We start from the raw sequence: 22784 nt of genomic DNA, 5'->3' as shown, positions 1-22784 counted from the left end.
TTTCCGGGGTCGGACCAAAATGGCACAGTGGTCAAGAGCGATTGTATTCAGTTTTTGACGCACCCTACGGTTCGCCGTCGGCGAGGCACATGACGAGGAAGATCTGCGCGAGGGCGAGATCAACGTGCCGCTGGGCCGAGGTGCGGTTCCAACCCCGCAGCCGGCAGGCCTCCCGGAATGCGCCCTCATCCATGTGCGACCGGCACCAGGCCTTCAGCTGCTCGCGGTGCTCCCGCTCCGGGACGTGCTTCTCGACGAGCCGCCGCATCCGTAGGTCCGCCGGCGCCTCGCCGAACCCCGGCATCGGCGGCTTGTCGGTGAGACCGGATGCGACCCAAGCGACGACCTGTCGGTGGCTGTAGCGCGGCGGGTAGGCCAGGGCCCGCGGCCCCGGCGTCGGTGAATGCGTCACGCATGCCGGCCTCTCCCGGCGGTTCGATCAAGCCTCGGGACTATTCGGCAGCCTGCAGGACCGGCGCGCGGCGTCCCAGCCCGATCCGCCGGGAGATCTCCGAGCGCCGGGCGCCGTACTCCGCCGACGTCATCGGATAGTCGATCGGCAGGCCGTGCTTCCGGCGATAGTCCGCCGGTGACAGGCCCCGGATCGTCAGGTGCCGCCGCAGCGTCTTGTAGGGCTTGCCGTCCTCGAAGCTCACGAGCGCGTCCGGGCGGATGGAGGCGCGGATCTGCGCCTCGGTCGGCTTGGCGCGCGCGGGCGCCGCTGCGGGCTGGCCCAGGCCGGCGAGTGCGCCATGGATAGTCCGCAGCGCCGCGGGCAGGTCGGCGGCCGGCAGGCGGTTGCCGGAGACGTAAGCCGCCGCGATCCGGGCGGTGTGGGTCGTGAGGTCGTGGGCTTCGGGCATCGTGGTCTCCTCGGGGTCAGGCGCCGGACCGCGGCGCGCGGTAAGGGATCAGGGCCGCCGCGCGTCGAGCCGCGCATTCAGGCGAGCGAGCGTGCCGGCGTCGAAGGACCGGGCGGCGGCCGCACCCATCTCGCGAAGGCTGGCTTCGCGCGCGGCGGTGACCTCTTCCGGCGCTGGAGCGGGCCGGCCCCCATCCGTTGGGAAACCGCGGCCCGACAGGTAGGCGGCGGTCGCCTCGCGCACCTTCGCGGCATCGGCCTCCGTCGGCGGGTCATAGACCTCGGCGTCGAGAACCCGGCGGACGTGCAGCAGCCTCGTGCGCAGCGCGATCAGACCCTTGCGGACCTCGGCGGCGAACTCGCCGGGCGAGGGACGAAACCGACGATTCCTGGGCTCGAGCGTCGTGTCGTTCCGATACCGCTCGGCCGCCGCGTGGATCGCCGCCAGGGGGAAGCCCTTCAGCCCGTCGAGGTACTCACCGACCAGCACGTCGGTCTCGTCGTCGCTGCGCCCGCGCCCCTGCTCGAATCCGGTCAGGATCCGGGTCACGATCGCGTCGACCGCGAGATGGTCGGCGGTCGGACGATCAGCCCCGGGCGGGGTGCGGCGCCACGGGGCCAATTCAGCCTCCAGCCGCTCGGCGCATGCGGAGAGCGCGTGACGCTCGGCTGTCGTGGCCGCCTTCGCCCGCGGCACGCAGTAGCGCGTCGGATGGGCGGGATGAGCCTCCAGCCGACCATGCAAGGCCTCGATCCTCGCCTCGGGTAGGCTCTGCGGAAGGTTCGTTCGCGTCGACGGAAGGCGGTTCGACATCGTAAGCCCCGGTCAGGGATTGCTCGTGGAGGCGGATCAGGCGGCCGGCGAAGCCGGATGGACGGTCGCGGGGCGGTGGCGACCGGCGGCCCGATGGGGGATCGTCATCCGGTCCGCGGTCGCGCCGCTGCCGAAGTTGCGCCCCGACCCAGGACGAGAAGTCGATCAGCTCACGCCCGTCGGCCTCCTCGATCGTGGCCAGCACGACCGTCGCCTCGTCCCGGGCGATCCCGAGCCAGTGCCCGATCAGGGCGCGTGCCGAGTGCTTCGACCGTCCCGTGTTCGCGCAGACCAGGTCGACGCCTCGACCGAGCAGGATGCGTCGAACCGCGTTCGGTCCCTCAGCGTCGCCGGCCCCGTCGCATTCCTCGGACCCGTCCCGTTGCTCGCCAGCGGCGCCCGCCGCCGACCCGGTAGGGTCGGAACCGGGGATGGCGGGGGGGTTAAGGGGGGGTGTAGGGGGTGCAGGGGGAAGAGGGGGACCACCAGGGGGGGCGGAAGAGGGTAACGCGTTACGCGCGTTACTGGCGTTACGATGCGTTTCACGGTGCCGGCGGACCCGTTCGGCCGTCGCCTCGCGGCGGTGCCTAGCCTTCTCGTCGACAGCGCTCGCCTCGGCAGCTAGCTGCGCCTTCAGGAGCGTAGCCATCTGCTCGGCGGTGAGGCCGGCCGAGACCATGGCGTCGATCATCGCGGGGGACATCGCCATCAGAGCATCCCCCGCAGGTTCGCCAGCATCCCGGTCTGCGCCCAGGTCTCACGGACCACACCGACGGCTGCCCGCTCGCACAGGACCCGCGCCAGCGGCGCATCGCCGGCCGTGCGGTAGGCGATGAGCAGGCCGGCCGACGCCACCAGCTTCGCGAGCAGGTCGTCGGCAGCGACAGGATCGTGGCCGCACGCCGCGATGGCACCGGACAGCGAGCGGTCGAGGGTCTGGAGATCCATCACGGCCGCGCCTCCATGGTTGCGATCTTGGCCTGGAGCTTCGGGGGTAAGGCGTCGAGCACCGCCAGCGCGCGGGCGCGGCGGGCCGGGTCGTGGGGGTCGCCGAGCGCGAGAAAGGCTTCGCGTGCCTCAGGCGTCTTGGCGATGGAGGCCGAGAGGCTGGCGCACGCCTCGCCGCGCGTGAACACGCCGGGCGTGCCGGCGGCGAAGCATGGGTGATCGGCGAACGTCATGCCGCCACCTCGTCGAAGCGGCCTACCTCGTTGCCCCAGGCCTTCCACCCGGGCCGCGTCTCGCGCGAGAACAGGTCGGCGCGGCACAGCGCGTCCGGCGCCAGCGCCTCAGCCGCGGCGTAGGCCTCGTCGGGCTTGCGGCTGTGCTCGCGGACAGGCGCCATGATCACGCTGCGGACCGAGCGCCCGGCGCGCGGCCGGCCGAACTTGCCGATCAGGAATGGCTCGGAGGCGGAGCGCAGGACGTAGCCGGTTCCGAAGGCGAGCTTGCCGCTGCTCGTGGTCTTCACCCACGTGCCAGCCGTCGAGAACGTGAAGCCCCACGCGGCCATCACCTCGAGCGCCTGGGGCAGCATCGGGTTCGTGGCCCAAAGCCAGAGGAAGGCGTCGCCGCGGGCGAGCTGCCCGACCGGGAGGGCCTTGATCGCGTCAAGCGGCATGCAGGCGTATTGCGCCTGGGCGCTTTTGCCCTCGCCCTTCTCGGAGCGGAGCGCGAACGCCCACGGCGGATCGGCCATGAGGAGATCGAAGCCGAAGGGCTGGAGATCGCCGAACGGCCACGTCATGGCGTAGTGCCACGGGTCGGCGGCCACGCCTCAGGCGCGAACATCCGTGCAAGGGATGGGTCAGCCCATAGGGGCGGAGGCTCGTAATCCGGGTGCGGCCGGGCGTGCTCGATGACGATGCGTAGCACCGCCCCAGGATCGTTCACCGGCAGCCGAAGCCGCTCGCCGAGGACCAGCGTCCGCTTGATCCCTTCCATGGTCTGCCGCAGCAACGAGGGGGCCGCGCCACGGGTAATCTCCGCAAGCGCATCGATCGTGTCATCGTCGAAATCGAACGGCAAACCGTAGCGCTTGAGGATCGACCAGCGCTCCTCGTCGCCCGGCAGTGCGACATCAATCTGGAGGCCGAACCGTCGCCACAGCGCCTTGTCGAGCTTGTCGTGCCGGTTGGTGGCTGCGATCAGCCGGCCGCCGAACGCCTCGATCTTCTGTAGCAGCGTCGTCAGCGCCGCATTCATCTCGCGCGAGCAGGCCTGATCGTCGTTGCTACGCTCCGAGCCAATCGCGTCGATCTCATCCATGAGGACGACGCAGGGCGCGCCGACCTTTGCGAGCCCGTCGAACAGATCAGCGATCGCCCGGCCCGTACCTCCGAGCTTTGCCTCCACCAACTGCTCGGCCTGAACGATGACCAGCGGCACGCCGAGACGCGCCGCGAGATGGTGGGCCAGCGTCGTCTTTCCGCAGCCGGGCGGCCCGTAGAGCAAGGCGGTGCTCCGCGGCTTCACCCCAACCGCGGCAAGATCAGCGGCGGCATGTATCTCCGCGAGCCATCCGAGAATGGCGGCACGTACCCGCGGCCCAAGGATTGGCTCCTCTGCCTCCTTGGATTCGCGCACGTCGACCATCGGCCCGAGTTCGGTCCGAAGGCGCTGCGCTGCGCTTGCTTCCTCGGCGGCTGCACGGCCACGCAGAGCTCGACCGGGGGCCATCTCGCGCACTGTGGTCATGACGACGCCCCTTCACCGGCCTCGTCGGCGGCGGGCTTTTTCTTCCTGCGGAACGCGTCAGGGATCTCCATGCCATCGGAGCCCTTCTGGACGCACCAGCCTTCATCCCAGGCGGCGCGGCGCGGATCGCCGGCGACAAATGGATTTGCAAATACACGCTCACCGGCTGCTGCTGCAGCAGAGCCCTGATCACGCGCCGTGGCGATGGTCTCCTCGCTCATGGCGCCGGCCGGCGGCTCCGCGGTCTCGACGGGCGCCGCACCGGCATCATCGTCGTCGCGGTCCGGATCATCGTCGGTCGCGGCGGCATAGCCGTCCGGGTCAGCGATCGGGTCGAACAGACGACGAGCGGCGTCCCCTAGTGGAGTGCCGCCAAGCATGCCCAGGCTGGCAAGATAGACATCGGCCAACGCAGCGGTCTCAATGCGGGCGGCACGCTCCTCGGCCGTCTCACGCATGGTGGCGACAACGATAGCGAGCGCCTTCTTATCGAAGCCGCGCGCGGCCGCCTCGTTCTTAATCTCCTTGATATCGCCAGCCAGTTCTTTGCGTTCTCCTTCGATGCGGACAATCCGTTCTGCATACGAACGAAGTTCTGCAACTGTGTCGTGATTCGAGGTAGCTTGATCTTCCGACTTTCGGCGCCTACTCATTGGTTCCTCCAAGACAATCTCGGTGATCCGCCCGGCGCCATGCTCCCCAGCAGGCCGGGCGGTTTTCGTTCTGGGGAAGGTCAGGCCGCGGCGGGCGCCTCGGTGGCGGGCGCCGGCGGGGCAGGGTCGGCAGCGGCCGGCGCCGCGGGCGTCGGGGCCGCGGTGCGCTCCAAGCCGACTTCGGCGAGAACGCGATCGACCTCGGCCAGCACGTCGGCCTTGATCCGGGCTTCGGCGTCCGAGATCTCCGCCTCGACGTGCTTCTCGATGCCGGCGACGGCCGCCTCGACGTGCTCGACGGGCGCGCCGCTCATCTGGATGCGGAAGAACTCGACGAGCTTGGACAGGGGATTCGACACGGGGCTCTCCTCAGGGTGACGGGGGAAGGTCAGGGGTGCGGGCGGCCGTGCGGCAGGCCGGCGTCGCGCCGGGGCACCAGCGGCTCCTCGACGACGGGCGTGCGCGCCAGCGGGCGGGCGGCCTCGACGAGGTTCGCGTCGAGCGGCATCGCGTCCCGGAAGACGAGGTCCGCCGGGCGGTGGATCAGGAAGCCGCCGTCGAACCGGATCAGCATGTCGCCGACGGCCGGTGGGCGGTCGCCGAACGAGGTCGGGATCGGCACCGGACGCGTGTCGCCGTTCGGCAACTCGATCATCACCGCCCGCGAGCCGACGGAGACGATCGGGTGCGCCTCGACGTGGAAGGTCAGTTCGACGTTCGGGAGGAAGGCGGCCATTGGTCAGGCCGCCTTGCCGCTGACGACGCACCAGTCCTCGGCCAGCATGTCGGTCTGGCTGGCGAGCCACGGCACGAAGTCGCCCTGCGCCGTCCACATGTCGATGTGCGGCAGGTAGTTGAAGGTCGTGCCGACCGGGATGCCGGCTCTCGCCAGCGGGCGCCCCTCATCGACGGTGAGGCCGGTGGAGCCGGGTACGAGCAGCAGGAACATGCCCTTGCCGTTCCACCCATCGCGCGCAACGCGATCGCCAGCCTTCAGCTGCTCGATCGCCTGCCCGAAGGTCAGACCGCGGCCACCGCCCTCGTACGACTTGTGGTGCTCGTGCGGGGGGATCGCCCGGTAGCCCTCGTCGAAGGCGCTGCGCGGCGAGAATGCGAGGTAGCCGTCCGGCTCTGCCTCCGTCGGCATGTAGCGGACGAGCATGCTGCCCGGCTGAGGCGCGCCGCGCGCGGTGATGTCGCCGGGCACCTTGATCGACGCCTCGGCGCCATCCTTCTCGACCACCGCGATCAGCGCGCGCTCGTCGGCCTGGTCGAGCTTGAGGCGGACGAGCGGGTAGGCCTCCACCATCTTGTGGCTGACATGGGTCGGCTTGAACGTGTCCATGCTCGTGCTCCTGGAGGGTGAGCCGAGCGACGCCGCGCGCCGCCCGGTGAGGGCGACGTCAGCCGATCGAGCGCTCGAGCACGTCGAGGGCGGCGGAGAGATCGTTCAGCGGTTGATCCATGCGGGACAGCGGCTCGCGCACAGCAACGACCTCGCGCACGAGCGCATCCAGGGCCGAGTGCGGTTCGACCCGCTCACCATCCACGCGCGAATCGCCGGGGGGCGCGCCACACGGATAGGAACCAGCGATCCGGGTAGCGATCGATATCGCTCGGCTCGCGAGATCCTCGATGGTGATGCAGCGCTCCATCCCGAACTTGCGCGCGATGGCCGCGAGTTCGACGACGCCCGCTAGCGTCGGGCCGGCCCCGGTCGCGCCTTTCACCTCACCCGAACTGCCCAGGGTCTTCCGGCCCTCGACGTACTGGCCACTCTGCGGTGCCGTCTTGGCTCCATAGGATCCGGAATTGAACGCGCGCGCCTGATCGCCACCATCCACCATCGTCACTCTCCCTCGTTCAGCGCCCGCCACAGCGGCAGGTCGTTCAGGCTCGGATCCGCCGCTGCCGGCACACCCGACGCAGCAGGCGAGCGGACCAGTGCGGATGCGGGCGACCGTCCTGGACGGCGCGCAGCTGCGCCCGCAGCCGGCGCTCCTCCCGGCGTTCGTGGACGAGCCGCCGGATCAGCTTGAAGAGCTGCATGGATCTCCTCCCGGAGCGCGTTGTTGCGGGCCGCCGTCGCGTCTGCGGAGGCCTCGATGCTGATGCAGAGCCGCGCGTAGGCGGCCTTGATGTTGAGGGCGTCGTGCAGCCCGATCACCGCGTCCGGGCGGCGCCCGAGCACCCGCTGGACCCAGGCGGGCGAGCGTCCGATCAGCGTGCCGACGCGGCCGTAGGCGCTCATCCGCGGCGTGCCGCGCGCGACGTGGTGCTGCACGAGGATGTCGAGGGGCGAGCGGACTTCCTCGCGCGCTTGGTCGGCCGTCATCATGGGCTCGGCTGCCCTGATCTTTTCGCGCATTCGCGAAATCTCCCGTGGTCTGTGAGACTCACAGCAACGGGAGCCGCGACGTGCAGCAGAGGAAAGAGAAACGCGGCGGCGACACGAGCGAGATCGACGGCCGGGAAGCTCAGGCGATCACGCGAGACGAGAACACGACCCGACGGGGCCGGCAGGCGTTGGCGCGCCTGATCCGGATGCACGGCGGGAAGGTCCAAAGGGGACGCGCACCCGACGACAGGTCGGAACGAACGGGCGCGCGATCGGCCGGTGAGCCCGGCGCGATGGGAAAGGGTCACCATGGCAGCACCCCGCCGGCGAAGAAGCCGAGGGCGAGCAGGGCGTCTGCGAGGCCGAAGACGAGCGCGCGCAGCGAACCGGACAGGCCGGCTTGCGCGAGGCCCAGCGCCGAGAGCGCAGCGAAGAGGACAGCGAGCCAGGGTGCCATGTCAGGCCACCCGCTCGACGGGAGCGAAGGCAACGACGTCACCCCCGCCCACGAATTCAGTAACGGTCCCGCACGAATTCGCGGTGACCACGATGCGAACCGAGTCGCCACGCTCCAAATGTTGGAGCACGGTCAGCAACTCGTCCTGGTAGATCGCCGCGCGCGCCAGGAAGTCAGCAAGCGCGGCCACGTTCTTGAGGACGACATGCAGACGACAGGCTTCGACGGCCGCACCGAGGGCGGCATCCGAACCGGGTTCGGCCAGCGACAGCAGGTTCGCGAGCCGCTGCCGTCGAACGTCTTCCTCGCCCAGGCCTGGCAGCAGGGTTTCAAGGGCGTAGGCGCACTGCGTCAGGTCGAACGGCTGCATCGCGAGCCCCAGGTCGGAGGGGGCCGCCACCGGATGGGCCGGCTGACCCTCCTGACGCTGGTCGGAGGCCGGGATACGCGGTGAAAGGGTTGGGACGCCTGCTGTGACGATGGGGTCGGCAGCGCAGGCGTCCCGCCGCACCCGGCCGGCCAGGCCGTTGGTGGTGCGGATCTCGGAATGGGGGAGGGGCGCGCTCACGACCGCGGGCTCCACGGCATCAGCGGCAGGTCGGCGACCCACAGCGCCAGCGACCCGCCAGCGACGACGATCAGCGCGATCGCGAGCCACACGAACGGCGCGATCAGGAACGCCACGATCAGGCCGCGCATGAGGGACGAGGAGGCGCGGACCGGCATCACAGGCCGTCCCGCGAGATGACGGCGCCGGTCCGGCTGCGCGCATCGACCTCGTCGCAGAGGGCGAGCAGGCGGGCGGCGAAGTGCCGGCCCTCAGCGGTCGTGACCGGCCGCGGCAGACCGTGGGAATCGATGTGCAGGATGCCGGCGCGGATCTGCGCCGTCGCCCAGGGGAGGCCGGCTTCCGTCGCAACGCCGCGCGCGGTGAGCGTGCGGGGGCGGGTCATGCGGCTGCTCCGGTGTGGGCGGCATCCTCGCGGCGGCGGTCGGCAGCGATCGCCGCGGCCACGAAATCGTTCGCGGTGACCGCGCCTTCGGTGGCGGCGGAAATCCGCTGCTGCATCGCGAGACGAGGGACCCGTTGGCCATACCTCCACTTCCGCACGGCCCACGTCGAAACGTCGGGCCCAAGCAGGGCAGCGAAGCTCTCATCAGTGAGCTTCTTCTCGCGGAGGTAGGGATCGAGCTGCATGGGCTCGATATATGCCCATGATGGGCACATCGTCAATCGAAGAACGTGCCCATCTTGTGCTCTGCAATCGGCTGGCGCCCCTGGGCACAATGCGGCGTATGCAGAACAATCTGAGCGCCCTGAGGAAAAAGCGCGGCTGGTCGCAGGACGAAATGGCCGAGCGCATGGGCACGACCCGCAACCAGCTGGCGAAGCTGGAGGGCGGGGCGCGCCGTCTTTCTGACGTGTGGATAAGTCGTGCGGCAGCCGCGCTCGGCGTGGATGCTGGCCAGCTGGTGACCACCGCGAAGGACGAAGTGCCGGTCGTGGGAGACGTCGGGGCTGGCGGTGTCGTCACGTACAGTGGAGAGGGCCAGGGGGCATCCGAGGGGACGGATCGACCGCCCGGTGCACCTCCTGAGACCGTCGCCGTCCGCGTCCGGGGCGATTCGATGCCCGGCGTCGCCGAGGACGGGTGGCTGATCTATTACGACGCCCGCGTCGCCGGCATCCCGAACGAGTGGCTGGGTGAAATCTGCGTCGTCTGGCTGCCCGACGATCGGGTGTACGTGAAGCGGGTGTTCCGCGGCAAAGACCCCGGCACCTTCGACCTCATCTCCACTGGCCGATTCGAGCCCCTTCGTGACGAGGAGGTCGAATGGTCGGCGAAGGTCGCATGGATCAAGCCGCGCTGACGACGTTCTAGAACGGCAGGTCGACGTCCTCGCAGGGCACGCGTCCGAAGGAGGCTAGCACCTCCGGATCGGCGTACTCACCTTCCTCAAGATCCACGACGCGCGTCAGCGCAACGGCGCCGATCGCCGAACCGCTCTCCACAAGCCTCTCCGCCAAGCGGCGAGCGCCCTCGGCGCTCTGACAGGGCTGGATCGGAGCCATGTCGTCCCTCCCCAGCCTGGTTCGGACGTAGGGCTGTACGGCGTGCCACGTGGTCTGAGCCATCAAGATCCTCCCGCTTGGACCTCCCTAGGTTGAGAACAAAAAAGGAACAAATCAACGGTCCGTGCCCAAGTCGGGCTTAGGCTGTGGACAACGGTGGAAAACCAGCATCGCATAATTGTGCCCATTATGGGCTTGCACGTCGTGCCCACATAGGGCACAACATGTCCATCGCCGCTCACCGAGCCGATGGAGCCCTCCGGTGCCCAAAGTTCCGACCCCTTCCGAGATCGTCGCCGACAACCACGCGGCCGCCGAGCGCCACGCCAGCGAGCACGGCACCGTCACCCCTGACGCCGCCATCGCCGCGCTTGAGGCCGCGTTCACCCCGACCCGTCAGGTGCTCCTCCGCGTCCTGGCGATGGTCCAGAACTGCCCGCGCTACGCCGACCAGGACATCATGTCGTTCTGCGGCTTCCTCTCCACCGGGGAGGTCAGCGAGCACCTCTGGGCGAACTTCCTGAACCTGCCCGAGGCCGACAAGGCTCGCGTCCTCGACGCGCTGCGCATCGAGGCCAACGCCGCCCTCGCTGAGGCCGCCTGACATGGCCGCCCTCTCTGACCTCCAGATCATCGGCTTCGCGATCTGCGCGGCCCTCACCCTCGGCGGCCTGGCGTTCTGCGCCGGGCAGGCCCGCTACGGCTGGGGGCAGTGATGGCCCGCACTCGCACCTTCATCACCGGCCTCGACCTCTCCCTTTGGGACGGTGGCGAGCAGCAGCTCGTTCTCGCGGTCGATTACGAGTTTCATCCCGGCTCCAAGGGCTCTTGGGACGAGCCGCCGGCCGGTGACACCGCCGAGGTTACGGCAGTCCGCATCTTGCGCGACGGCGAGCACCTTTCCGTACCCGAATGGCTCTCAGGTTGGATCGAGGCCGCGGCAGGTCTGCTCGACAGCCTCGTCACCCACGCTGCCGAGCAGAACGACAGCGACAAGTCCGACGCAGCCGAGCGCCGCGCCGAGGCGGACCGCGACGACCGCATGATGGAGGGCCGCTGACATGGCCGCCCCCAAACTCCGCACCCCGGCCGACGCCACGATCAGCGCGTCGGCGCTGCCCGACGACCTCCGCCTCTCGACCGAGCGCTTCCGCGCCGGCTGCCGCGCCCGGGAGGCCGCCTACCGCCTCGCCGAGGCCGACCGCGCCGTCGCGATGGCCGAGCACGGGCCGAGCCCGGCGTTCGCCGCCGCCGAAGCCGCGATGGCCGAGCACGCCGGCCAGTGGGTCCAGGCCCGCCGCGACGCGCTCGCCGGCTCCGACGTCACCCCCATCCGCGATCGCAGCCCGGGCCTCCGGGAATCCGCCCCGACCGGGCGGCGCTTCATCCACGTCTGACCACAAGGACCCCCTCGCGTGACCCAGCGCTCCCCAACCGCAGACGACCACGTCGCGCGCTCCATCGCCTACGGGCAGTTCATCGGCGCGGAATCGGCGTGCAAGCGCGACCTGCTCTCCGCCTACCGGGCCGCGAGCGAGCTCGCCGCCGCGGCCAGCATCGCGACGCTCGCCGAGAGTGACCCGCAGCACATCGAGGACCTGGCGCGCACCGCCCGATCCGTCTCGGCGCTCCTCGAGGACGTCCTGTCCCGGCTGCAGCGCCAGCAGGTGGCGGCATGAGCGAGTTTCACGCCCTCACGCGGCCGGCCTACGCGCTGGTCCCCACGGTCCTGCCGGACCACTTCTGCGTCACCCTCGACGGCGTCGAGATGGCCGGTCTGTACCTCGACAAGAGCGACCAGGAATGGGCGCTCTCGGTCCGCGCCCAGATCGAGACCCTTCCGGAGCCCTTCCGGCACTACGTCTACGCCTTCGCGACTTGGTCCGACCTCGTCCGCTTCCTCGGGATCGACGCGGCCCAGCCGGCCGACCCAGAGGCGAACACCGTCGAGGACGTCGTCGACATGGCGCTTCGGAAGGCGGGCCGCACGACCTACGGCGAGTTGCGTGCCGAGCTCGCGCGCTGGAACGAGACCGCCGGCGCCCGCCTTGAGGCGCAGCTCGTCGGCGCCTGCGTCGCGGAGAACCGCCGCCTACGCGCCGGCTTCACGGTCCTGGCCGCCGGCATCCAGTCCGCCATGACGGCGGTCGCGATCGGCGACGGCGAGACCAGCATCAACCTGCTCGCCACCGCCAAGCACGCCGCCGATCGCTTCGCCGCCTACGACCGGCCCGAAACGCTGCCAGCCGACGTGCCGGTTCTGGCGCATGTCCGGGCCGCGAAGGCGCGGCAGACGAGGGGGGCGCGGTCGTGAGCGCCTACACCAACGCCAGCCTCGCAGCTGCCGCTCGCCGCCAGCGGCTTACCACCCTTGGCGTCCGCACCCCGGTGCGATCCGGCGAGGGCATCCTGCGCGCCCTCGTCGACGCCGACGGGAAGGTGTTCGCGGTGCTGACGCCCAGCGGCTCGGCAGCCTCCGATCAAGCGCTCGTGGACCTCGTGGCCGCCGCCATCAACGCCGGCTGCGGCGTCCCGGCGCCCGCGATCGCCGCGCCCCTCGACCCCCATCACGTCGCGGCCGTCCGCGCCGAGAGCCGCCAGCAGGCCGAGCGGATGAACCGCGGCCGCCTTCCCGACGCTGCGGAGTAGCCCCCATGAAGATCGTTCAACTGCAGGCCGAGAACGTGAAGCGGCTGCGCGCCGTGTCGATCGAGCCCGACGGCAACATCGTCGAGATCACCGGGCGGAACGGGCAGGGCAAGAGCTCCGTCCTCGACGCGATCTGGTGGGCGCTCTCGGGCACCACGCACATCCAGGCGGTGCCGATCCGCAAGGGCGAGAACAAGGCCCGCATCCGGCTCGACCTCGGCGAGATCAAGGTCGTGCGCACCTTCACGAAGCGCGAGGACGAGACCTTCACCACCACGCTCGTCGTCGAGAGCGAGGAGGGCGCCCGCTACCCGTCCCCGCAGAAGATGCTCGACGCGCTCCTCGGCGCCCTGTCGTTCGATCCGCTCGCCTTCACCCGGATGGACGGCAAGGCGCAGATGGAGGCGCTGAAACGCTTCGTCCCCGGCGTCGACTTCGCGGCCATCGAGAAGGCGAACAAGGTCGATTTCGACAAGCGCACCGAGGTGAACCGGGATGCGCGGACGCTTCGCTCGCAGGCCGCCGGCATCGAGATCCCGGCCGACGCGCCGGCCGAACGTGTCGACGACGCGGCGCTCGTCGCGGAGATGGAGCAGGCCGGCGAGCACAACACCGACTTGGAACGCCGCAAGGGTCGGCGAGCCCAGGCCGAGCAGGCGATCTCCGCCTTCGTGCAGACCGCCGTCGAGTACCGCACCAAGGCGATCAGCCTGCGGCGCGAAGCCGACGAGCTCGACGCCCGCGCCGAGCAGGAGGACGCTTCGGCCCGCGAGATCCGGGAGAGGCTTACGGCGGCCACCGCGCTCCCCGAGCCCATCGACACGGCCGCCCTTCGGGCGCGCATCGCCGACGCCGGCCGCGTCAATGCCCTGGTCGCGCGCCGCGAGCAGCGTGCCGCCATCGAGACCAAAGCCGCGGAAGCCGAGGCCACGTCCGCCGCCCTGACGAAGGCGATGGACGAGCGCACCGCGGCCAAGCGCGAGGCGATCGCGAAGGCCGACCTGCCGGTGCCGGGCATCGGTTTCGGCGACGACGAGATCCTGCTGGACGGCGTGCCGTTCGACCAGGCGTCGAGCGCCGAGCAGCTGCGGACCTCCGTCGCGATCGCCATGGCCGCGAACCCGAAGCTCCGCGTGATCCGCGTCCAGGACGGATCGCTCCTCGACGAGGAGGCCATGCGGATCCTCGCCGAGATGGCCCAGGCCTCGGACTACCAGGTCTGGATCGAGGTCGTTCAGTCCGGCCGGTCGGCCGCCATCGTCATCGAAGACGGCGCGGTGCGCGGCACCATGCTCGTCGCAGCCGCGGAGTGACCACCATGGAAATGATCGCCAACGCGGGCCGGGCGCCGTCCTCGGTCCGCATCCACACCGACCTCTTCCAGGGCACCGATGAGTGGCTGGCGGCTCGGTGCGGCATGCTCACCGCGAGCGAGATGAAGCTGATCATCACGCCGACCTTCAAGGCGGCGAAGAACGAGAAGGAGCGCGCGCACCTCTACGAGCTCTTGGCCCAGCGCATCACGAAGCACGTCGAGCCCCACTATGTCGGCGACGACATGCTGCGCGGGCAGGAGGACGAGTTCGAGGCGCTGGCCATCTACGCCAAGCACTACGCCGAGACCGAGGCCGTCGGCTTCATCACCAACGACAAATGGGGCTTCACGCTCGGCTACTCGCCGGACGCGATCGTCGGCACCGACGGCCTCGTCGAGTGCAAGTCGCGGCGCCAGAAGTACCAGATCGAGACCTTCGTCGTGCACGTCGCCGAGGGGTCGATCCCGGCCGACTACCTGATCCAGATCCAGACCGGCCTCCTCGTGGCCGAGCGCGACTGGTGCGACCTCGTCTCGTACTCCGGCGGCCTGCCGATGGCGGTGATCCGCGCCTACCCCGACGAGAAGATCCAGGCCGCGATCGAGGAGGCCGCCGGCGACTTCGAGCGGCGGCTGGCCGAGGCCCACGACCGCTACCTCCACGCCATCGCCAAGTCGAAGGCCGTCCCGACCCCGCGCATCAACCGGGAGATCGTGCTTTGACCGACCTTTCACGCACCATCGCTCCGAAGAGCGACCAGATGAACGCCGACGACCTGATCGGCGGCCCGCGCACGATCACGGTCACGAAGGTCTCGCAGACCAACAGCCCCGAGCAGCCGATCGCGGTGTTCTTCGAGGGCGACAACGGCAAGCCCTACAAGCCGGGCCTGTCGATGCGGCGTGTCCTCGTCCGGGTCTGGGGCAACGACGGCAACGCCTACGCCGGCCGCCGCATGACGCTCTACCGGGACGACAAGGTTCGGTTCGGCGGCGTCGATGTCGGCGGCATCCGGATCAGCCATATGTCGGACATCGACGCCACCATCACGATGGCGCTCACCGACAAGAAGGGCAGCCGCAAGCCGCATCGGATCGACCCCCTGCGCGGCGATCGCGGCCCGGCGCCGGGGAAGGAACCGACCACACCGACAGGCGCCCCGAAGCCGTCGCTGTTCGACGTCGCCCGCGACAAGGCCCGCCTCGGTCGCGAGGCCTATGCCGCCTGGACCGATCGCCTGACGCCTCGCCAGGTCGAAGCGCTGGGCGAGATCCGCGGCGACCTCGACCGGCTGCTCGACGACGCCGACGCGCGCGACGAGGAGACGTTCCCCGGCGACATCCCGAACAGCGAGGCGGCATAGCCATGGCCGATCGTATCAGCACCCAGCGCAAGCGCTTTAGGCTTGGCGACCCGGACGGGCTCTACACCCTCAGCGAGGGCAACCCGGGTGCGCTCACCGTCATCATGGCGGCAGCCAAGCACCTGCCTTCGCCGCAGGACTTCATGTTCCTGTTGAGCCTCGACGACATGAACATCCGCGGGCCTCAGATCTGGGTCGCCTACAAGGACATCTGCGGTGGCAACCTGACCAAGCTCGCCGAGCTCGTCGAGCGCCGGGACGCAGACTTGGTCGCCGCGGTGAACCTTACCATCCCGGATGGCGAGCGGGCGGTGACGAGCGGTGCAAGCTTCGCCCATGTCTAACGCCCCGATCTGCCCCGCCTGCGATACCCCGGCCCGCCTCACGGACGGCCGCGAGATCTACCCGCACCGCCCAGACCTCGCCGACAAGCCGATCTGGGCCTGCGCGATCTGCGAGGACACCTATGTCGGCTGCCACCCCGGCACCGAGAACCCGCTGGGGACGCCGGCCGACGCAGGCCTGCGCGAGGCCCGCATGCTCCTGCATCGGAACCGCATCGACCCGCTGTGGAAGACGGCGGACCGGACCGTCGATTACCGGCCGAAGGGCGACGAGGATCGCAAGTTCATCCGCAAGGTCGCCCGCAGCCGGGTCTACGGCTTCCTGGCCGAGCGCATGGGGCTGACGCGCGACACCTGCCACACCGGCATGTTCACGCTGGAGCAGTGCCGCGAGGCCTACCGCGCGCTCAACCGCGTCACGTACCCCGAGATCCGTGCGTGGGCGCAGACCCGCCCGGGTTCGCGCTCGGCGAAGAAGGCGAGGGCGGCGGCATGAATGCTCACGCACCGATCGCCGAGGGATTGGCCACCGCGCCGTCTCGCGACTTCATCCGCTCACCATCCGGCCTGTTCCTGCCGTCCGCAGCGGCCGAGGCGCAGATCCGTTCGAGCCGTCGCCCGAAGGCCATGGATTTCTTCGCCGGCTGCGGAGGCATAACGCTCGGCTTCATCCAGGCGGGCTTCGAGGTTGTGGCCGCCGTCGAGAACGATCCGTACGCGGTCACGACGTTCATGTTGAACCTGTGCCGATGGGGCCAGGTGGAGATCCACTACGTCGAGCCCGCGGACAAGGATCGGCTCAACCGATCCATGGAGCGGTCGAAGACGAAGGGTGGACGCAGCCTCGCCGACACCGTCCGGCAAGGCTCCGGACTGGCTGGCTCCGGCTGGATCAAGAACGAGCCGACCAGCACCCCGGGCGTCTCGCACATCTTCTTCGGAGACGTCCGGAAGCTCACGGCGGAGCGCATCCTGTCGGATATCGGCATGAAGCGCGGCGAGCTCGACTGCGTCGCCGGCGGCCCGCCCTGCCAGGGCTACAGCACCGCCGGCAAGCGGGACGTGATGGACCCGCGGTCCTCCCTCGTTTTCGACTTCGCTCGGTTCATCGTCGGGCTGAATCCGAAGACGATGGTGATGGAGAACGTGATCGGCATCACCACGATGCTGACCCCGGACGGCCAGCCCGTGCTCGATCAGTTCTGCCGGATCCTCGAGGACGGCGGCTTCGGTGGGTTCGACGCCTTCCAGCGAGCGCTCAAGGCCAGACCCGATCTTGCCGGCCTGATGCGCGGCAAGGCCAACGAGAAGCGGAGCGCCAAACCGCGCGCCCAGCGCCCCATCCCGGCGGAAGCCGCGATGCCCGACCTCTTCGCAGCGGAGTAGCCCCATGGCCGAGACCAGCACCATCACGCGCGAGCACTGCTTCGCCTGCGGACACGCGTTCAAGGACGGCGACCCCGTCTACGAGGACGTGAACGAAGGCCTCATCCATGAGGGCTGCTGCGGACCCGAGCCGGAGAGCTACTCCGGCCCGGACGGCGAACCGCTGAAGCCCGGCGATCCGATCCCGGCGCCCTTCATCTATCGAGCGGACCCGGGCGCATTGGCCGTCGATACGCGCCCCGGGCCGCCCGACCTCGGGGAATACCGCAACTTCTACCGGCGGCCGGATGGGACGGTCCGCATGGGCCCGGCCTGGCGGGACGCAGGAACCGCTTCGATCATGCGCGAGGTCGCGCCCAGCGAGAGCTTCATCACCTGCCGCAACATGCGGTTCGAAGACACGCCGGCCTACCTTGCCGCCCTCGCGACGGGAGTCGCCCGTGGCTGAGACCACCGGCATCTCCTGGTGCGACCGGACCTGGTCGCCTTGGATCGGCTGCACGAAGATCAGCCCGGCGTGCGACGGCTGCTACGCCGCGCACCTGATGGACACCCGCCTCGGCCGCGTCGAGTGGGGGCCGCACGGCGAGCGCGCGCGTACCAGCGAGTCCTACTGGCGCAACCTCGCGAAATGGGACCGGGAGGCGAAGGCCGCCGGCAAGATCATCAGCGTGTTCCCGTCGCTCTGCGACCCGTGGGACAACGCGGCTGATCCAGGCATCCGGCGTGAGTGGTTCGCGGTGATGCGCGAGACGCCGAACCTCGTGCACCTGCTGTTGTCGAAGCGGCCGCAGAACGCGGTGGCGATGGCAGAGGCCGTCGGCGGGCTGCCGGACAACGCAGCACTCGGCGCGACGTGCGAGAACCAGGAGGTCGCGAACCGGAACGTGCGGCACCTGCTCGACGCCGCGCGCGACCTCTATCCGGCCTTCACCTTCGTCTCGGCCGAACCGCTGCTTGGGCCGATCGACTTCACCTGGATCGACTACGGGATCGTCAGCGGCCACCGGGTCATCCGTAACGCGCTGAAGGACTGCGCCATCGAGCGCATCGATTGGGTGATCACCGGCGGCGAGACCGACCAGGGCGCGCACAAGGCGCGGCCGTCGCACCCGGACTGGTTCCGATCGATCCGCGACCAGTGCGCCAAGGCCGGCGTGCCGTACCACCACAAGCAGAACGGCGAGTGGCAGGACGGCAGCGCCTTCGGGCCCGCGTTCGAGCGCACCGAGCACCGGATCATCTACCGCGACGGTGTGAGCGGGCCGCACACGCGCGACTTCTGCCTGCAGCGCGATCGGGAAGGCCTCCACGCCGGTCAGCACCCGACCGTCGTCTCACGCGTCGGCAAGAAGGCCGCCGGCCGCCTCCTCGACGGCGTCGAGCACAACGGGATGCCGGAGGTGCAGACGTGAGCCGGGCCCCGAAGCCGCTCCCGCCGCCGACGGCCGAGGAGCGCCAGCGCGCCCGCGAGGCGGCCGTCGCCCTCCGCGCGGCGATCGCCGACCCGTCCACGATGGGCGCGCGCGCCGTTGCGCATGTAGACCTCGTCCGCCCGCGCCGGGGCGAGTGGTGGGAGACGTGGGCGAACCTGCCCGGTTTCGCCCGCGTGAACGGGCGCCGCGGCCACTACTTCCACACCTGCCTCCCAGGCTGGACCTACGCGCGATCCGAGATCGTGGCCGAGATGATTCCGGACCTCGAGGCGCTGGCCGAGCAAGGCGTGCGGCCGACCGAAGCGACAAGCACGGGGAGGGCAGCATGAGCGTCCGATCCTTCATTCTCGGCACTGCGGCCGGCCTTGCCTGCTCCGCCGTCCTGACCGCCAACGTCATTGAAGCCTACCGCGACGATCTCTGGCCGCTGCTGATCCAGCAGCGTTCGGTGAACGCCATCGCTCTGGCCTTGCTGGGCGACACCCCCATCGTTGCGAACGGGTGGATGGGGCAGCCCTGTTCCGCAGCGCTGTGCTTTGGCGACGGGGCCATCATCGCGAACATGCGTATGGTCGGGCCGTTCGACCGGGATCAGATCCGAATGGGAGATCGGGTCACGTTCGGCGGGCGCGCGGGGATAGTGATCCGCGGCCCTGTGGAGATGCGAGCCGTGGAGCCGAGACCGCAGGTGGGGCCACGCTGATGCCTCGAAGCCTCCGCATCCCCGATCGATCCGAGGTCACCGACGAGACCATGATGCCCCTGAGCATCGCGGCGGAGGTCGCCATGGCGCACGGCATCGTCTCGTCCGTGTCCGCGAAATCCTTGCGGCGCGAGGCCGAGCGTGATCGGTTGGTCACCTACGAACTGTTCGGGCGGATTCACACCACGCTCGGCGACATCAAGCGGATGGCTCGGAAATGCCTCGTCCCGCCAAGGGAGCGCGCCTCTACTACTCGCGCAAGGACGACCGGTGGCTCATCCGCGACAGCGGACAGCCAGACGTCGGCACTGGCTGCGCTTATGGAGAGCACGCGCAGGCTGAGCAAAAGCTCCAAGAGCACCTCGCGCGAAAATACAAACCCGACTTCGGCAAGGGTGATCCCGCTCGCGTCTCGGTCCTCGACGTCCTGAAGGTCTACACGGACGAGCACGCGCCCCACACGGCGCGGCCGGACGTCGTGAAGTCGGCCAACCCGCACCTCGGCCAGTTCTTCGCCGGCAAGATGGTGGCCGACCTGACCCCGAACGTGTGCCGGGCATATGCGACTTGGCGCACGGCCCAGCCCCAGGCGCGCTACAAAGTCGGGCCCGGCTACCGGTTTGCGACCATCGACGAGGTGCCGCGCGTCGGCTCGCAGACGGCGCTCCGCGAGCTCGGCGTACTCTCGGCCGCGATCGGCTACGCCCATGCCGAGCACCGCCTGCTCTACCCCGTCGTCATCGCCATGCCGGACAAGAAGCCGAGCCGCGAGCGCTGGCTGTCGCGATCAGAGGCGGCACGCCTGATCCTGGCGGCCCTCGGCTTCCGCAACGTGGCGAACGACCCGCCAGGAACACCGATCTGGCGCCGCCCGCGTGTGATCGGCCCAGACGGGAAGCTGCGGGCCGAGTTCGACAAGAGCCGGCACGTCGCCCGCTTCATCCTGACCGGCCTCTACACCGGCACCCGGCACGAGGCGATCCTGCGGCTGAAGTGGCTCCCGACCACCGAAGGCGGCTACGTCGACCTGCGGGGCGGCATCCTCTACCGGCGCGGGCAAGGGGAGGGGGAGAGCTCGAAGCGGCGCACGCCCGTCCCGCTCTCGAACCGGCTGCAGGCGCACATGCGGCGCTGGAAGGGGCAGAGCGTCTCGCATGTCATCGAGTTCGAGGGGGCGCCGCTCGAGCGCCTACGCCGCGCTTGGAATACGGCGCGCCTCGCCGCCGGGCTCGGCGAGGAGGTGACACCCCACATCCTGCGGCACACGTTTGCCACGTGGGCCGTGCGCGAGGGCGTGTCGTTCGGGATGGTCGCGCTCGCCCTCGGCACCACCGAGCGGATTGTGCGCGACGTCTATGGCCACCATGCGCCGGAGCACATGCGGGGCGTGGTCGAGGCCGTCTCCGCGAGGCGGCGGTGAACACCCGGGGAACATCTCCCCAGAAACTCCCCAGGAACGAGGGCTCAGAATGTCCCTTTATGGCCTGGAATGGCGATCCGCGAAGGGAGCGGCGCTCTACGGCCAGTAAGGGCCATTCCTTTACACGGAGAGGGTCGGGGGTTCGAGTCCCTCACCGCCCACCATGAAATCAATGGTTTAGCGAGTCTCTGCACCCCCGATTGCCGTTCTGGGGTGCATATGGGGTGCAGGAGCCAGCGACCCTTCGTCAAATCCTATCGATCGTCAGCCCCGAGTGGATCGTCCCTCTGCGTGTGGGGGGTGGAAGTCAGAGATGGTCCGGCAACGACACGAACAACTACTCCAGGTCCGTCGAGATCAGCGGCAACTGCTACAAGGGTTTTTGCGGAGTAGGAGTTGGTTCGACCGGACAGCCCTCCAGAGCGAAACTGGTGCCCGTGGAGGCCCGTCAGCGTGTGAGTGGTCACAGGTCGCCGTTTTTGCGCGAACGCCGTGTGCGGGCTTCTCCTTGGCCTAGGAAGGCACCTGAGGATGTGCTCGCATTTCAGGAGCACTCCTCGACATCTGCAATCCCATATTTTCGAGAGAAAACTCAGACAAATCGGCTACTTAGCTCGGAGCCCGTATTTTCGCAGCCCCTTTTGATGGTGCCCACTTGGCAGTTCATCTGGACCAAGGTCGCCAGACAAGGTCGGGGAGGAGCGCTTGGTGACGAGGACGAGATCGAGGCCGCCTTCGTCGAGGCATTGGAGACGTGTCGCCCGTGGCAAGGCTTCTGGACTGGCTGTGCCGATCGGGCCGTGGCCGAACGGGTCAACGCTGGCCTGATTCTGGAGGCGGCCGGTCACCAAGTCCGTGATCTCCGATCCCGCGTCGGCGGCGAAGATCCGCCTGATTGTGAAGGCTGGATCGATGCCCGGTGGTGCGGAGTCGAGGTCACCGAGTTGATCGACCAGAAGACCTTGAAAGCCTCCCTGAAAGGCAGGGAGCAGTTCCTGATGTGGACGGGGGAGCAGCTCGTCGACGCGCTGCAGGATCGCGTCCGCCGCAAGGACAAGGCTTGGAAGGGTGGTCCCTACGAACGCAACTTCCTAGTCATCCTGACGGACGAATTCGCACTGACCAGCGACGTCGTGCACCGCCATTTGCGGGGCGAGGCGTTCCGCGCGGAGCTGCTCACCGACCTTCACCTGGGGTTGTCATACGAGCCGAGCCCGAACCCGAGCGACCAACCCGGTCTTCCGCCTGCCCTTTGCATGCCGCTGAATTCCACCTTAGGCGCATCCGCGGTCGTCAGCTCGTCGGTGGATCTTCCAGCAACGGGTTGAGGATCGGACGGCCCGCAGCCCATTCGCCTCGTTGTAGCTGTCGCTCGAGCGTGAAGGCGTCCGCCGGGCTCGGGAGTGCCGTGACCCGGAAGCCCAGCTCGGCGCGGATGTAGTCCCGGGTCAGCTTGTCGAGGGACAGCACGCCGGCGGCGATCTCCGGGATGCGGTTGTGGACGCGCGGCAGCACGAAGCGGTCCGAGATGTAGACGTTGAACTGATCGCCACTGCGGCGCCCGCCCGCGTGGCTGTTCAGTCGTCCGAATGGACCTGAGCCCGTCGCCGTGGACGAGCGGCCCGACATGCCGACGTAGAGGAAGGCGTCAGCCCGATCCCACACCGTGTAGACGGCCGATCCGGAACGGGGGACTGCAACTGCGTTGGTGGGCCAGTCCGCAAACCACAAGATCGGACCGGCCGATAGAGTGGCGAGGGGATCGGCCGCGGGAGTGTTGAGCATCCGGGCAGCCTCAACCGGGGAGCGCCACGCCGTGTTCGGCAAGGCGGGCTCGGGCAGCAAGGACAGCATCCTGGGGGAAGCGGTTTGGGTTGGTCGCGACGATGTACTCGACGGTGCAGGTGCCGAGGCCGGCCTCGACGAGCAGCGCGAACCCGGTGCCCTGGGTCTTGCCGCGGGCGCAGTCGGTCATAAAAGCGATCTCGCCGTTCCGGTGCATGGAGCGCACGCTGTAGGTCGACCTGAGGCGCTTGCCGGTCTTCTCGTAGCGACAGCGCTCGAGCAGGGCGATGGCCCCCCAGCACCCGGCGACGACGGGATCGGTGTAGTCGCTGCCGCGGCGCCGGAAGAGCTCGACGGCCGCGGCCCTGTAGGCGTCCGGCGCGTCCAGCTTGTCCGATCTCCGGGCGTTGTCCATCAGCGTCTCGAGCTGGGCCACCGAGCACTTGGTCAGGTCGATCTTCACGGCGCGTCCTCCGGGTTGATGGGC

At 69.3% G+C, this 22784-nt stretch carries 40 protein-coding genes; 19 read left to right on the top strand and 21 right to left on the bottom strand.

Annotation, left to right across the window (positions count from 1 at the left end; all coding sequences use genetic code 11):
- Positions 1-64: 64 nt before the first annotated feature.
- The 18 genes from ACFZ8E_RS25035 to ACFZ8E_RS24950 form a co-directional block, all read right to left on the bottom strand.
- On the bottom strand, positions 65-412 hold the full coding sequence (locus ACFZ8E_RS25035) for a hypothetical protein (protein ID WP_405044140.1): 348 nt from the start codon (positions 410-412) through the stop codon (positions 65-67).
- Positions 413-452: 40 nt separating this feature from the next.
- A complete protein-coding gene (locus tag ACFZ8E_RS25030) occupies positions 453-863 on the bottom strand; it encodes a MucR family transcriptional regulator (protein ID WP_405044138.1) in 411 nt (136 codons plus the stop codon).
- A 48-nt stretch (positions 864-911) separates the two neighbouring features.
- Entirely contained in the window at positions 912-1607 is a 696-nt protein-coding gene (locus ACFZ8E_RS25025) for a hypothetical protein (protein WP_405044137.1), read from the bottom strand.
- A gap of 777 nt (positions 1608-2384) precedes the next feature.
- A complete protein-coding gene (locus tag ACFZ8E_RS25020) occupies positions 2385-2624 on the bottom strand; it encodes a hypothetical protein (RefSeq protein WP_405044136.1) in 240 nt (79 codons plus the stop codon).
- The gene (locus ACFZ8E_RS25015) at positions 2624-2857 is read right to left on the bottom strand and encodes a hypothetical protein (protein ID WP_405044135.1); all 234 of its coding nucleotides are present in this window, start codon (positions 2855-2857) and stop codon (positions 2624-2626) included. The genes ACFZ8E_RS25020 and ACFZ8E_RS25015 overlap by 1 nt, the downstream gene beginning before the upstream one ends.
- The gene (locus tag ACFZ8E_RS25010; RefSeq protein ID WP_405044450.1) at positions 2854-3423 is read right to left on the bottom strand and encodes an MT-A70 family methyltransferase; all 570 of its coding nucleotides are present in this window, start codon (positions 3421-3423) and stop codon (positions 2854-2856) included. The genes ACFZ8E_RS25015 and ACFZ8E_RS25010 overlap by 4 nt, the downstream gene beginning before the upstream one ends.
- A complete protein-coding gene (locus ACFZ8E_RS25005; protein WP_405044133.1) occupies positions 3420-4373 on the bottom strand; it encodes an AAA family ATPase in 954 nt (317 codons plus the stop codon). The genes ACFZ8E_RS25010 and ACFZ8E_RS25005 overlap by 4 nt, the downstream gene beginning before the upstream one ends.
- The gene (locus tag ACFZ8E_RS25000) at positions 4370-5026 is read right to left on the bottom strand and encodes a DUF2312 domain-containing protein (RefSeq protein ID WP_405044131.1); all 657 of its coding nucleotides are present in this window, start codon (positions 5024-5026) and stop codon (positions 4370-4372) included. The genes ACFZ8E_RS25005 and ACFZ8E_RS25000 overlap by 4 nt, the downstream gene beginning before the upstream one ends.
- An 80-nt stretch (positions 5027-5106) precedes the next feature.
- Positions 5107-5385 carry a hypothetical protein gene (locus ACFZ8E_RS24995; RefSeq protein WP_405044130.1) on the bottom strand — a complete coding sequence of 93 codons (279 nt, stop codon included), beginning with the start codon at positions 5383-5385 and terminating at the stop codon, positions 5107-5109.
- 29 nt (positions 5386-5414) lie between these two features.
- Entirely contained in the window at positions 5415-5762 is a 348-nt protein-coding gene (locus ACFZ8E_RS24990; protein WP_405044128.1) for a hypothetical protein, read from the bottom strand.
- A 3-nt stretch (positions 5763-5765) separates the two neighbouring features.
- Positions 5766-6371 carry a DUF2829 domain-containing protein gene (locus ACFZ8E_RS24985; protein WP_405044127.1) on the bottom strand — a complete coding sequence of 202 codons (606 nt, stop codon included), beginning with the start codon at positions 6369-6371 and terminating at the stop codon, positions 5766-5768.
- 58 nt (positions 6372-6429) lie between these two features.
- Positions 6430-6879, bottom strand: coding sequence for a hypothetical protein (locus ACFZ8E_RS24980; RefSeq protein ID WP_405044125.1), 450 nt, complete (start codon positions 6877-6879; stop codon positions 6430-6432).
- Positions 6876-7361 (bottom strand): hypothetical protein, encoded by a 486-nt coding sequence (locus ACFZ8E_RS24975; protein WP_405044124.1) that lies wholly within the window; start codon positions 7359-7361, stop codon positions 6876-6878. Before ACFZ8E_RS24975 ends, ACFZ8E_RS24980 begins: the two co-directional genes overlap by 4 nt.
- Before the next feature lie 307 nt (positions 7362-7668).
- On the bottom strand, positions 7669-7821 hold the full coding sequence (locus ACFZ8E_RS24970) for a hypothetical protein (RefSeq protein WP_405044122.1): 153 nt from the start codon (positions 7819-7821) through the stop codon (positions 7669-7671).
- Position 7822: 1 nt separating this feature from the next.
- A complete protein-coding gene (locus ACFZ8E_RS24965) occupies positions 7823-8389 on the bottom strand; it encodes a hypothetical protein (RefSeq protein ID WP_405044121.1) in 567 nt (188 codons plus the stop codon).
- Complete coding sequence (locus ACFZ8E_RS24960) at positions 8386-8547, bottom strand: hypothetical protein (RefSeq protein WP_405044119.1); 162 nt, start codon at positions 8545-8547, stop codon at positions 8386-8388. Before ACFZ8E_RS24960 ends, ACFZ8E_RS24965 begins: the two co-directional genes overlap by 4 nt.
- Positions 8547-8774, bottom strand: coding sequence for a hypothetical protein (locus tag ACFZ8E_RS24955; RefSeq protein WP_405044118.1), 228 nt, complete (start codon positions 8772-8774; stop codon positions 8547-8549). The genes ACFZ8E_RS24960 and ACFZ8E_RS24955 overlap by 1 nt, the downstream gene beginning before the upstream one ends.
- The gene (locus ACFZ8E_RS24950) at positions 8771-9019 is read right to left on the bottom strand and encodes an XRE family transcriptional regulator (RefSeq protein ID WP_405044116.1); all 249 of its coding nucleotides are present in this window, start codon (positions 9017-9019) and stop codon (positions 8771-8773) included. The genes ACFZ8E_RS24955 and ACFZ8E_RS24950 overlap by 4 nt, the downstream gene beginning before the upstream one ends.
- A 17-nt stretch (positions 9020-9036) precedes the next feature.
- Between ACFZ8E_RS24950 and ACFZ8E_RS24945 the strand changes: the two genes are divergently transcribed.
- On the top strand, positions 9037-9693 hold the full coding sequence (locus tag ACFZ8E_RS24945) for an XRE family transcriptional regulator (RefSeq protein ID WP_405044115.1): 657 nt from the start codon (positions 9037-9039) through the stop codon (positions 9691-9693).
- 7 nt (positions 9694-9700) lie between these two features.
- On the opposite strand, the gene ACFZ8E_RS24940 is transcribed toward ACFZ8E_RS24945, so the two are convergent.
- Complete coding sequence (locus ACFZ8E_RS24940; RefSeq protein ID WP_405044113.1) at positions 9701-9958, bottom strand: hypothetical protein; 258 nt, start codon at positions 9956-9958, stop codon at positions 9701-9703.
- A gap of 199 nt (positions 9959-10157) precedes the next feature.
- Here ACFZ8E_RS24940 and ACFZ8E_RS24935 point away from each other — a divergent pair, with 199 nt between their 5' ends.
- The 18 genes from ACFZ8E_RS24935 to ACFZ8E_RS24850 all read left to right on the top strand — a co-directional run bounded on the left by ACFZ8E_RS24935 (position 10158) and on the right by ACFZ8E_RS24850 (position 21840).
- The gene (locus ACFZ8E_RS24935) at positions 10158-10499 is read left to right on the top strand and encodes a hypothetical protein (RefSeq protein WP_405044112.1); all 342 of its coding nucleotides are present in this window, start codon (positions 10158-10160) and stop codon (positions 10497-10499) included.
- 111 nt (positions 10500-10610) lie between these two features.
- The gene (locus ACFZ8E_RS24930) at positions 10611-10955 is read left to right on the top strand and encodes a hypothetical protein (RefSeq protein ID WP_405044110.1); all 345 of its coding nucleotides are present in this window, start codon (positions 10611-10613) and stop codon (positions 10953-10955) included.
- Between the two features lies 1 nt (position 10956).
- Positions 10957-11292, top strand: coding sequence for a hypothetical protein (locus ACFZ8E_RS24925; RefSeq protein WP_405044108.1), 336 nt, complete (start codon positions 10957-10959; stop codon positions 11290-11292).
- 18 nt (positions 11293-11310) lie between these two features.
- Positions 11311-11574 carry a hypothetical protein gene (locus ACFZ8E_RS24920; RefSeq protein WP_405044107.1) on the top strand — a complete coding sequence of 88 codons (264 nt, stop codon included), beginning with the start codon at positions 11311-11313 and terminating at the stop codon, positions 11572-11574.
- Complete coding sequence (locus ACFZ8E_RS24915; RefSeq protein ID WP_405044106.1) at positions 11571-12209, top strand: hypothetical protein; 639 nt, start codon at positions 11571-11573, stop codon at positions 12207-12209. The genes ACFZ8E_RS24920 and ACFZ8E_RS24915 overlap by 4 nt, the downstream gene beginning before the upstream one ends.
- A complete protein-coding gene (locus tag ACFZ8E_RS24910) occupies positions 12206-12544 on the top strand; it encodes a hypothetical protein (protein WP_405044104.1) in 339 nt (112 codons plus the stop codon). The genes ACFZ8E_RS24915 and ACFZ8E_RS24910 overlap by 4 nt, the downstream gene beginning before the upstream one ends.
- A gap of 5 nt (positions 12545-12549) precedes the next feature.
- Positions 12550-13857, top strand: a complete 1308-nt coding sequence (locus tag ACFZ8E_RS24905) for an AAA family ATPase (RefSeq protein WP_405044102.1) — start codon at positions 12550-12552, stop codon at positions 13855-13857.
- A gap of 5 nt (positions 13858-13862) precedes the next feature.
- Complete coding sequence (locus tag ACFZ8E_RS24900) at positions 13863-14582, top strand: YqaJ viral recombinase family protein (RefSeq protein WP_405044101.1); 720 nt, start codon at positions 13863-13865, stop codon at positions 14580-14582.
- Positions 14579-15223, top strand: a complete 645-nt coding sequence (locus tag ACFZ8E_RS24895) for a hypothetical protein (RefSeq protein WP_405044099.1) — start codon at positions 14579-14581, stop codon at positions 15221-15223. Before ACFZ8E_RS24900 ends, ACFZ8E_RS24895 begins: the two co-directional genes overlap by 4 nt.
- A 2-nt stretch (positions 15224-15225) precedes the next feature.
- The gene (locus ACFZ8E_RS24890; protein WP_405044098.1) at positions 15226-15567 is read left to right on the top strand and encodes a hypothetical protein; all 342 of its coding nucleotides are present in this window, start codon (positions 15226-15228) and stop codon (positions 15565-15567) included.
- Positions 15560-16063 carry a zinc-finger-containing protein gene (locus tag ACFZ8E_RS24885; protein WP_405044097.1) on the top strand — a complete coding sequence of 168 codons (504 nt, stop codon included), beginning with the start codon at positions 15560-15562 and terminating at the stop codon, positions 16061-16063. Before ACFZ8E_RS24890 ends, ACFZ8E_RS24885 begins: the two co-directional genes overlap by 8 nt.
- Positions 16060-16953, top strand: a complete 894-nt coding sequence (locus ACFZ8E_RS24880; RefSeq protein WP_405044096.1) for a DNA cytosine methyltransferase — start codon at positions 16060-16062, stop codon at positions 16951-16953. The genes ACFZ8E_RS24885 and ACFZ8E_RS24880 overlap by 4 nt, the downstream gene beginning before the upstream one ends.
- 4 nt (positions 16954-16957) lie before the next feature.
- Positions 16958-17401, top strand: coding sequence for a hypothetical protein (locus tag ACFZ8E_RS24875; protein WP_405044095.1), 444 nt, complete (start codon positions 16958-16960; stop codon positions 17399-17401).
- Positions 17394-18368, top strand: coding sequence for a DUF5131 family protein (locus tag ACFZ8E_RS24870; protein WP_405044094.1), 975 nt, complete (start codon positions 17394-17396; stop codon positions 18366-18368). The genes ACFZ8E_RS24875 and ACFZ8E_RS24870 overlap by 8 nt, the downstream gene beginning before the upstream one ends.
- On the top strand, positions 18365-18718 hold the full coding sequence (locus ACFZ8E_RS24865; protein WP_405044092.1) for a hypothetical protein: 354 nt from the start codon (positions 18365-18367) through the stop codon (positions 18716-18718). The genes ACFZ8E_RS24870 and ACFZ8E_RS24865 overlap by 4 nt, the downstream gene beginning before the upstream one ends.
- Positions 18715-19092 carry a hypothetical protein gene (locus tag ACFZ8E_RS24860; RefSeq protein ID WP_405044091.1) on the top strand — a complete coding sequence of 126 codons (378 nt, stop codon included), beginning with the start codon at positions 18715-18717 and terminating at the stop codon, positions 19090-19092. Before ACFZ8E_RS24865 ends, ACFZ8E_RS24860 begins: the two co-directional genes overlap by 4 nt.
- 217 nt (positions 19093-19309) lie before the next feature.
- Positions 19310-20512, top strand: a complete 1203-nt coding sequence (locus tag ACFZ8E_RS24855) for a tyrosine-type recombinase/integrase (protein ID WP_405044090.1) — start codon at positions 19310-19312, stop codon at positions 20510-20512.
- Between the two features lie 644 nt (positions 20513-21156).
- A complete protein-coding gene (locus ACFZ8E_RS24850; protein WP_405044089.1) occupies positions 21157-21840 on the top strand; it encodes a hypothetical protein in 684 nt (227 codons plus the stop codon).
- Here ACFZ8E_RS24850 and ACFZ8E_RS24845 read toward each other — a convergent pair.
- Positions 21806-22357, bottom strand: coding sequence for a hypothetical protein (locus ACFZ8E_RS24845; protein ID WP_405044088.1), 552 nt, complete (start codon positions 22355-22357; stop codon positions 21806-21808). The two genes, ACFZ8E_RS24850 and ACFZ8E_RS24845, sit on opposite strands and share 35 nt — an antisense overlap.
- Entirely contained in the window at positions 22308-22760 is a 453-nt protein-coding gene (locus tag ACFZ8E_RS24840) for a hypothetical protein (RefSeq protein WP_405044087.1), read from the bottom strand. Before ACFZ8E_RS24840 ends, ACFZ8E_RS24845 begins: the two co-directional genes overlap by 50 nt.
- Positions 22761-22784 lie beyond the last annotated feature (24 nt).

Source organism: Methylobacterium sp. HMF5984 (assembly GCF_045033435.1).
Taxonomy (GTDB): Bacteria; Pseudomonadota; Alphaproteobacteria; order Rhizobiales; family Beijerinckiaceae; genus Methylobacterium.
This window is presented reverse-complemented; position numbering and strand designations above follow the sequence as displayed.

Excerpts from the sequence above, each read along its gene's own strand:
- ACFZ8E_RS25030 (WP_405044138.1), bottom strand. The coding sequence starts at position 863 with ATGCCCGAAGCCCACGACCTCACGACCCACACCGCCCGGATCGCGGCG.
- ACFZ8E_RS25020 (WP_405044136.1), bottom strand. The coding sequence starts at position 2,624 with ATGGATCTCCAGACCCTCGACCGCTCGCTGTCCGGTGCCATCGCGGCG.
- ACFZ8E_RS25015 (WP_405044135.1), bottom strand. The coding sequence starts at position 2,857 with ATGACGTTCGCCGATCACCCATGCTTCGCCGCCGGCACGCCCGGCGTG.
- ACFZ8E_RS25010 (WP_405044450.1), bottom strand. The coding sequence starts at position 3,423 with ATGACGTGGCCGTTCGGCGATCTCCAGCCCTTCGGCTTCGATCTCCTC.
- ACFZ8E_RS25005 (WP_405044133.1), bottom strand. The coding sequence starts at position 4,373 with ATGACCACAGTGCGCGAGATGGCCCCCGGTCGAGCTCTGCGTGGCCGT.
- ACFZ8E_RS25000 (WP_405044131.1), bottom strand. The coding sequence starts at position 5,026 with ATGAGTAGGCGCCGAAAGTCGGAAGATCAAGCTACCTCGAATCACGAC.
- ACFZ8E_RS24990 (WP_405044128.1), bottom strand. The coding sequence starts at position 5,762 with ATGGCCGCCTTCCTCCCGAACGTCGAACTGACCTTCCACGTCGAGGCG.
- ACFZ8E_RS24985 (WP_405044127.1), bottom strand. The coding sequence starts at position 6,371 with ATGGACACGTTCAAGCCGACCCATGTCAGCCACAAGATGGTGGAGGCC.
- ACFZ8E_RS24975 (WP_405044124.1), bottom strand. The coding sequence starts at position 7,361 with ATGACGGCCGACCAAGCGCGCGAGGAAGTCCGCTCGCCCCTCGACATC.
- ACFZ8E_RS24970 (WP_405044122.1), bottom strand. The coding sequence starts at position 7,821 with ATGGCACCCTGGCTCGCTGTCCTCTTCGCTGCGCTCTCGGCGCTGGGC.
- ACFZ8E_RS24960 (WP_405044119.1), bottom strand. The coding sequence starts at position 8,547 with ATGCCGGTCCGCGCCTCCTCGTCCCTCATGCGCGGCCTGATCGTGGCG.
- ACFZ8E_RS24955 (WP_405044118.1), bottom strand. The coding sequence starts at position 8,774 with ATGACCCGCCCCCGCACGCTCACCGCGCGCGGCGTTGCGACGGAAGCC.
- ACFZ8E_RS24950 (WP_405044116.1), bottom strand. The coding sequence starts at position 9,019 with ATGCAGCTCGATCCCTACCTCCGCGAGAAGAAGCTCACTGATGAGAGC.
- ACFZ8E_RS24945 (WP_405044115.1), top strand. The coding sequence starts at position 9,037 with ATGATGGGCACATCGTCAATCGAAGAACGTGCCCATCTTGTGCTCTGC.
- ACFZ8E_RS24940 (WP_405044113.1), bottom strand. The coding sequence starts at position 9,958 with ATGGCTCAGACCACGTGGCACGCCGTACAGCCCTACGTCCGAACCAGG.
- ACFZ8E_RS24930 (WP_405044110.1), top strand. The coding sequence starts at position 10,611 with ATGGCCCGCACTCGCACCTTCATCACCGGCCTCGACCTCTCCCTTTGG.
- ACFZ8E_RS24925 (WP_405044108.1), top strand. The coding sequence starts at position 10,957 with ATGGCCGCCCCCAAACTCCGCACCCCGGCCGACGCCACGATCAGCGCG.
- ACFZ8E_RS24915 (WP_405044106.1), top strand. The coding sequence starts at position 11,571 with ATGAGCGAGTTTCACGCCCTCACGCGGCCGGCCTACGCGCTGGTCCCC.
- ACFZ8E_RS24905 (WP_405044102.1), top strand. The coding sequence starts at position 12,550 with ATGAAGATCGTTCAACTGCAGGCCGAGAACGTGAAGCGGCTGCGCGCC.
- ACFZ8E_RS24900 (WP_405044101.1), top strand. The coding sequence starts at position 13,863 with ATGGAAATGATCGCCAACGCGGGCCGGGCGCCGTCCTCGGTCCGCATC.
- ACFZ8E_RS24890 (WP_405044098.1), top strand. The coding sequence starts at position 15,226 with ATGGCCGATCGTATCAGCACCCAGCGCAAGCGCTTTAGGCTTGGCGAC.
- ACFZ8E_RS24885 (WP_405044097.1), top strand. The coding sequence starts at position 15,560 with ATGTCTAACGCCCCGATCTGCCCCGCCTGCGATACCCCGGCCCGCCTC.
- ACFZ8E_RS24880 (WP_405044096.1), top strand. The coding sequence starts at position 16,060 with ATGAATGCTCACGCACCGATCGCCGAGGGATTGGCCACCGCGCCGTCT.
- ACFZ8E_RS24875 (WP_405044095.1), top strand. The coding sequence starts at position 16,958 with ATGGCCGAGACCAGCACCATCACGCGCGAGCACTGCTTCGCCTGCGGA.
- ACFZ8E_RS24860 (WP_405044091.1), top strand. The coding sequence starts at position 18,715 with ATGAGCGTCCGATCCTTCATTCTCGGCACTGCGGCCGGCCTTGCCTGC.
- ACFZ8E_RS24855 (WP_405044090.1), top strand. The coding sequence starts at position 19,310 with ATGCCTCGTCCCGCCAAGGGAGCGCGCCTCTACTACTCGCGCAAGGAC.
- ACFZ8E_RS24850 (WP_405044089.1), top strand. The coding sequence starts at position 21,157 with ATGGTGCCCACTTGGCAGTTCATCTGGACCAAGGTCGCCAGACAAGGT.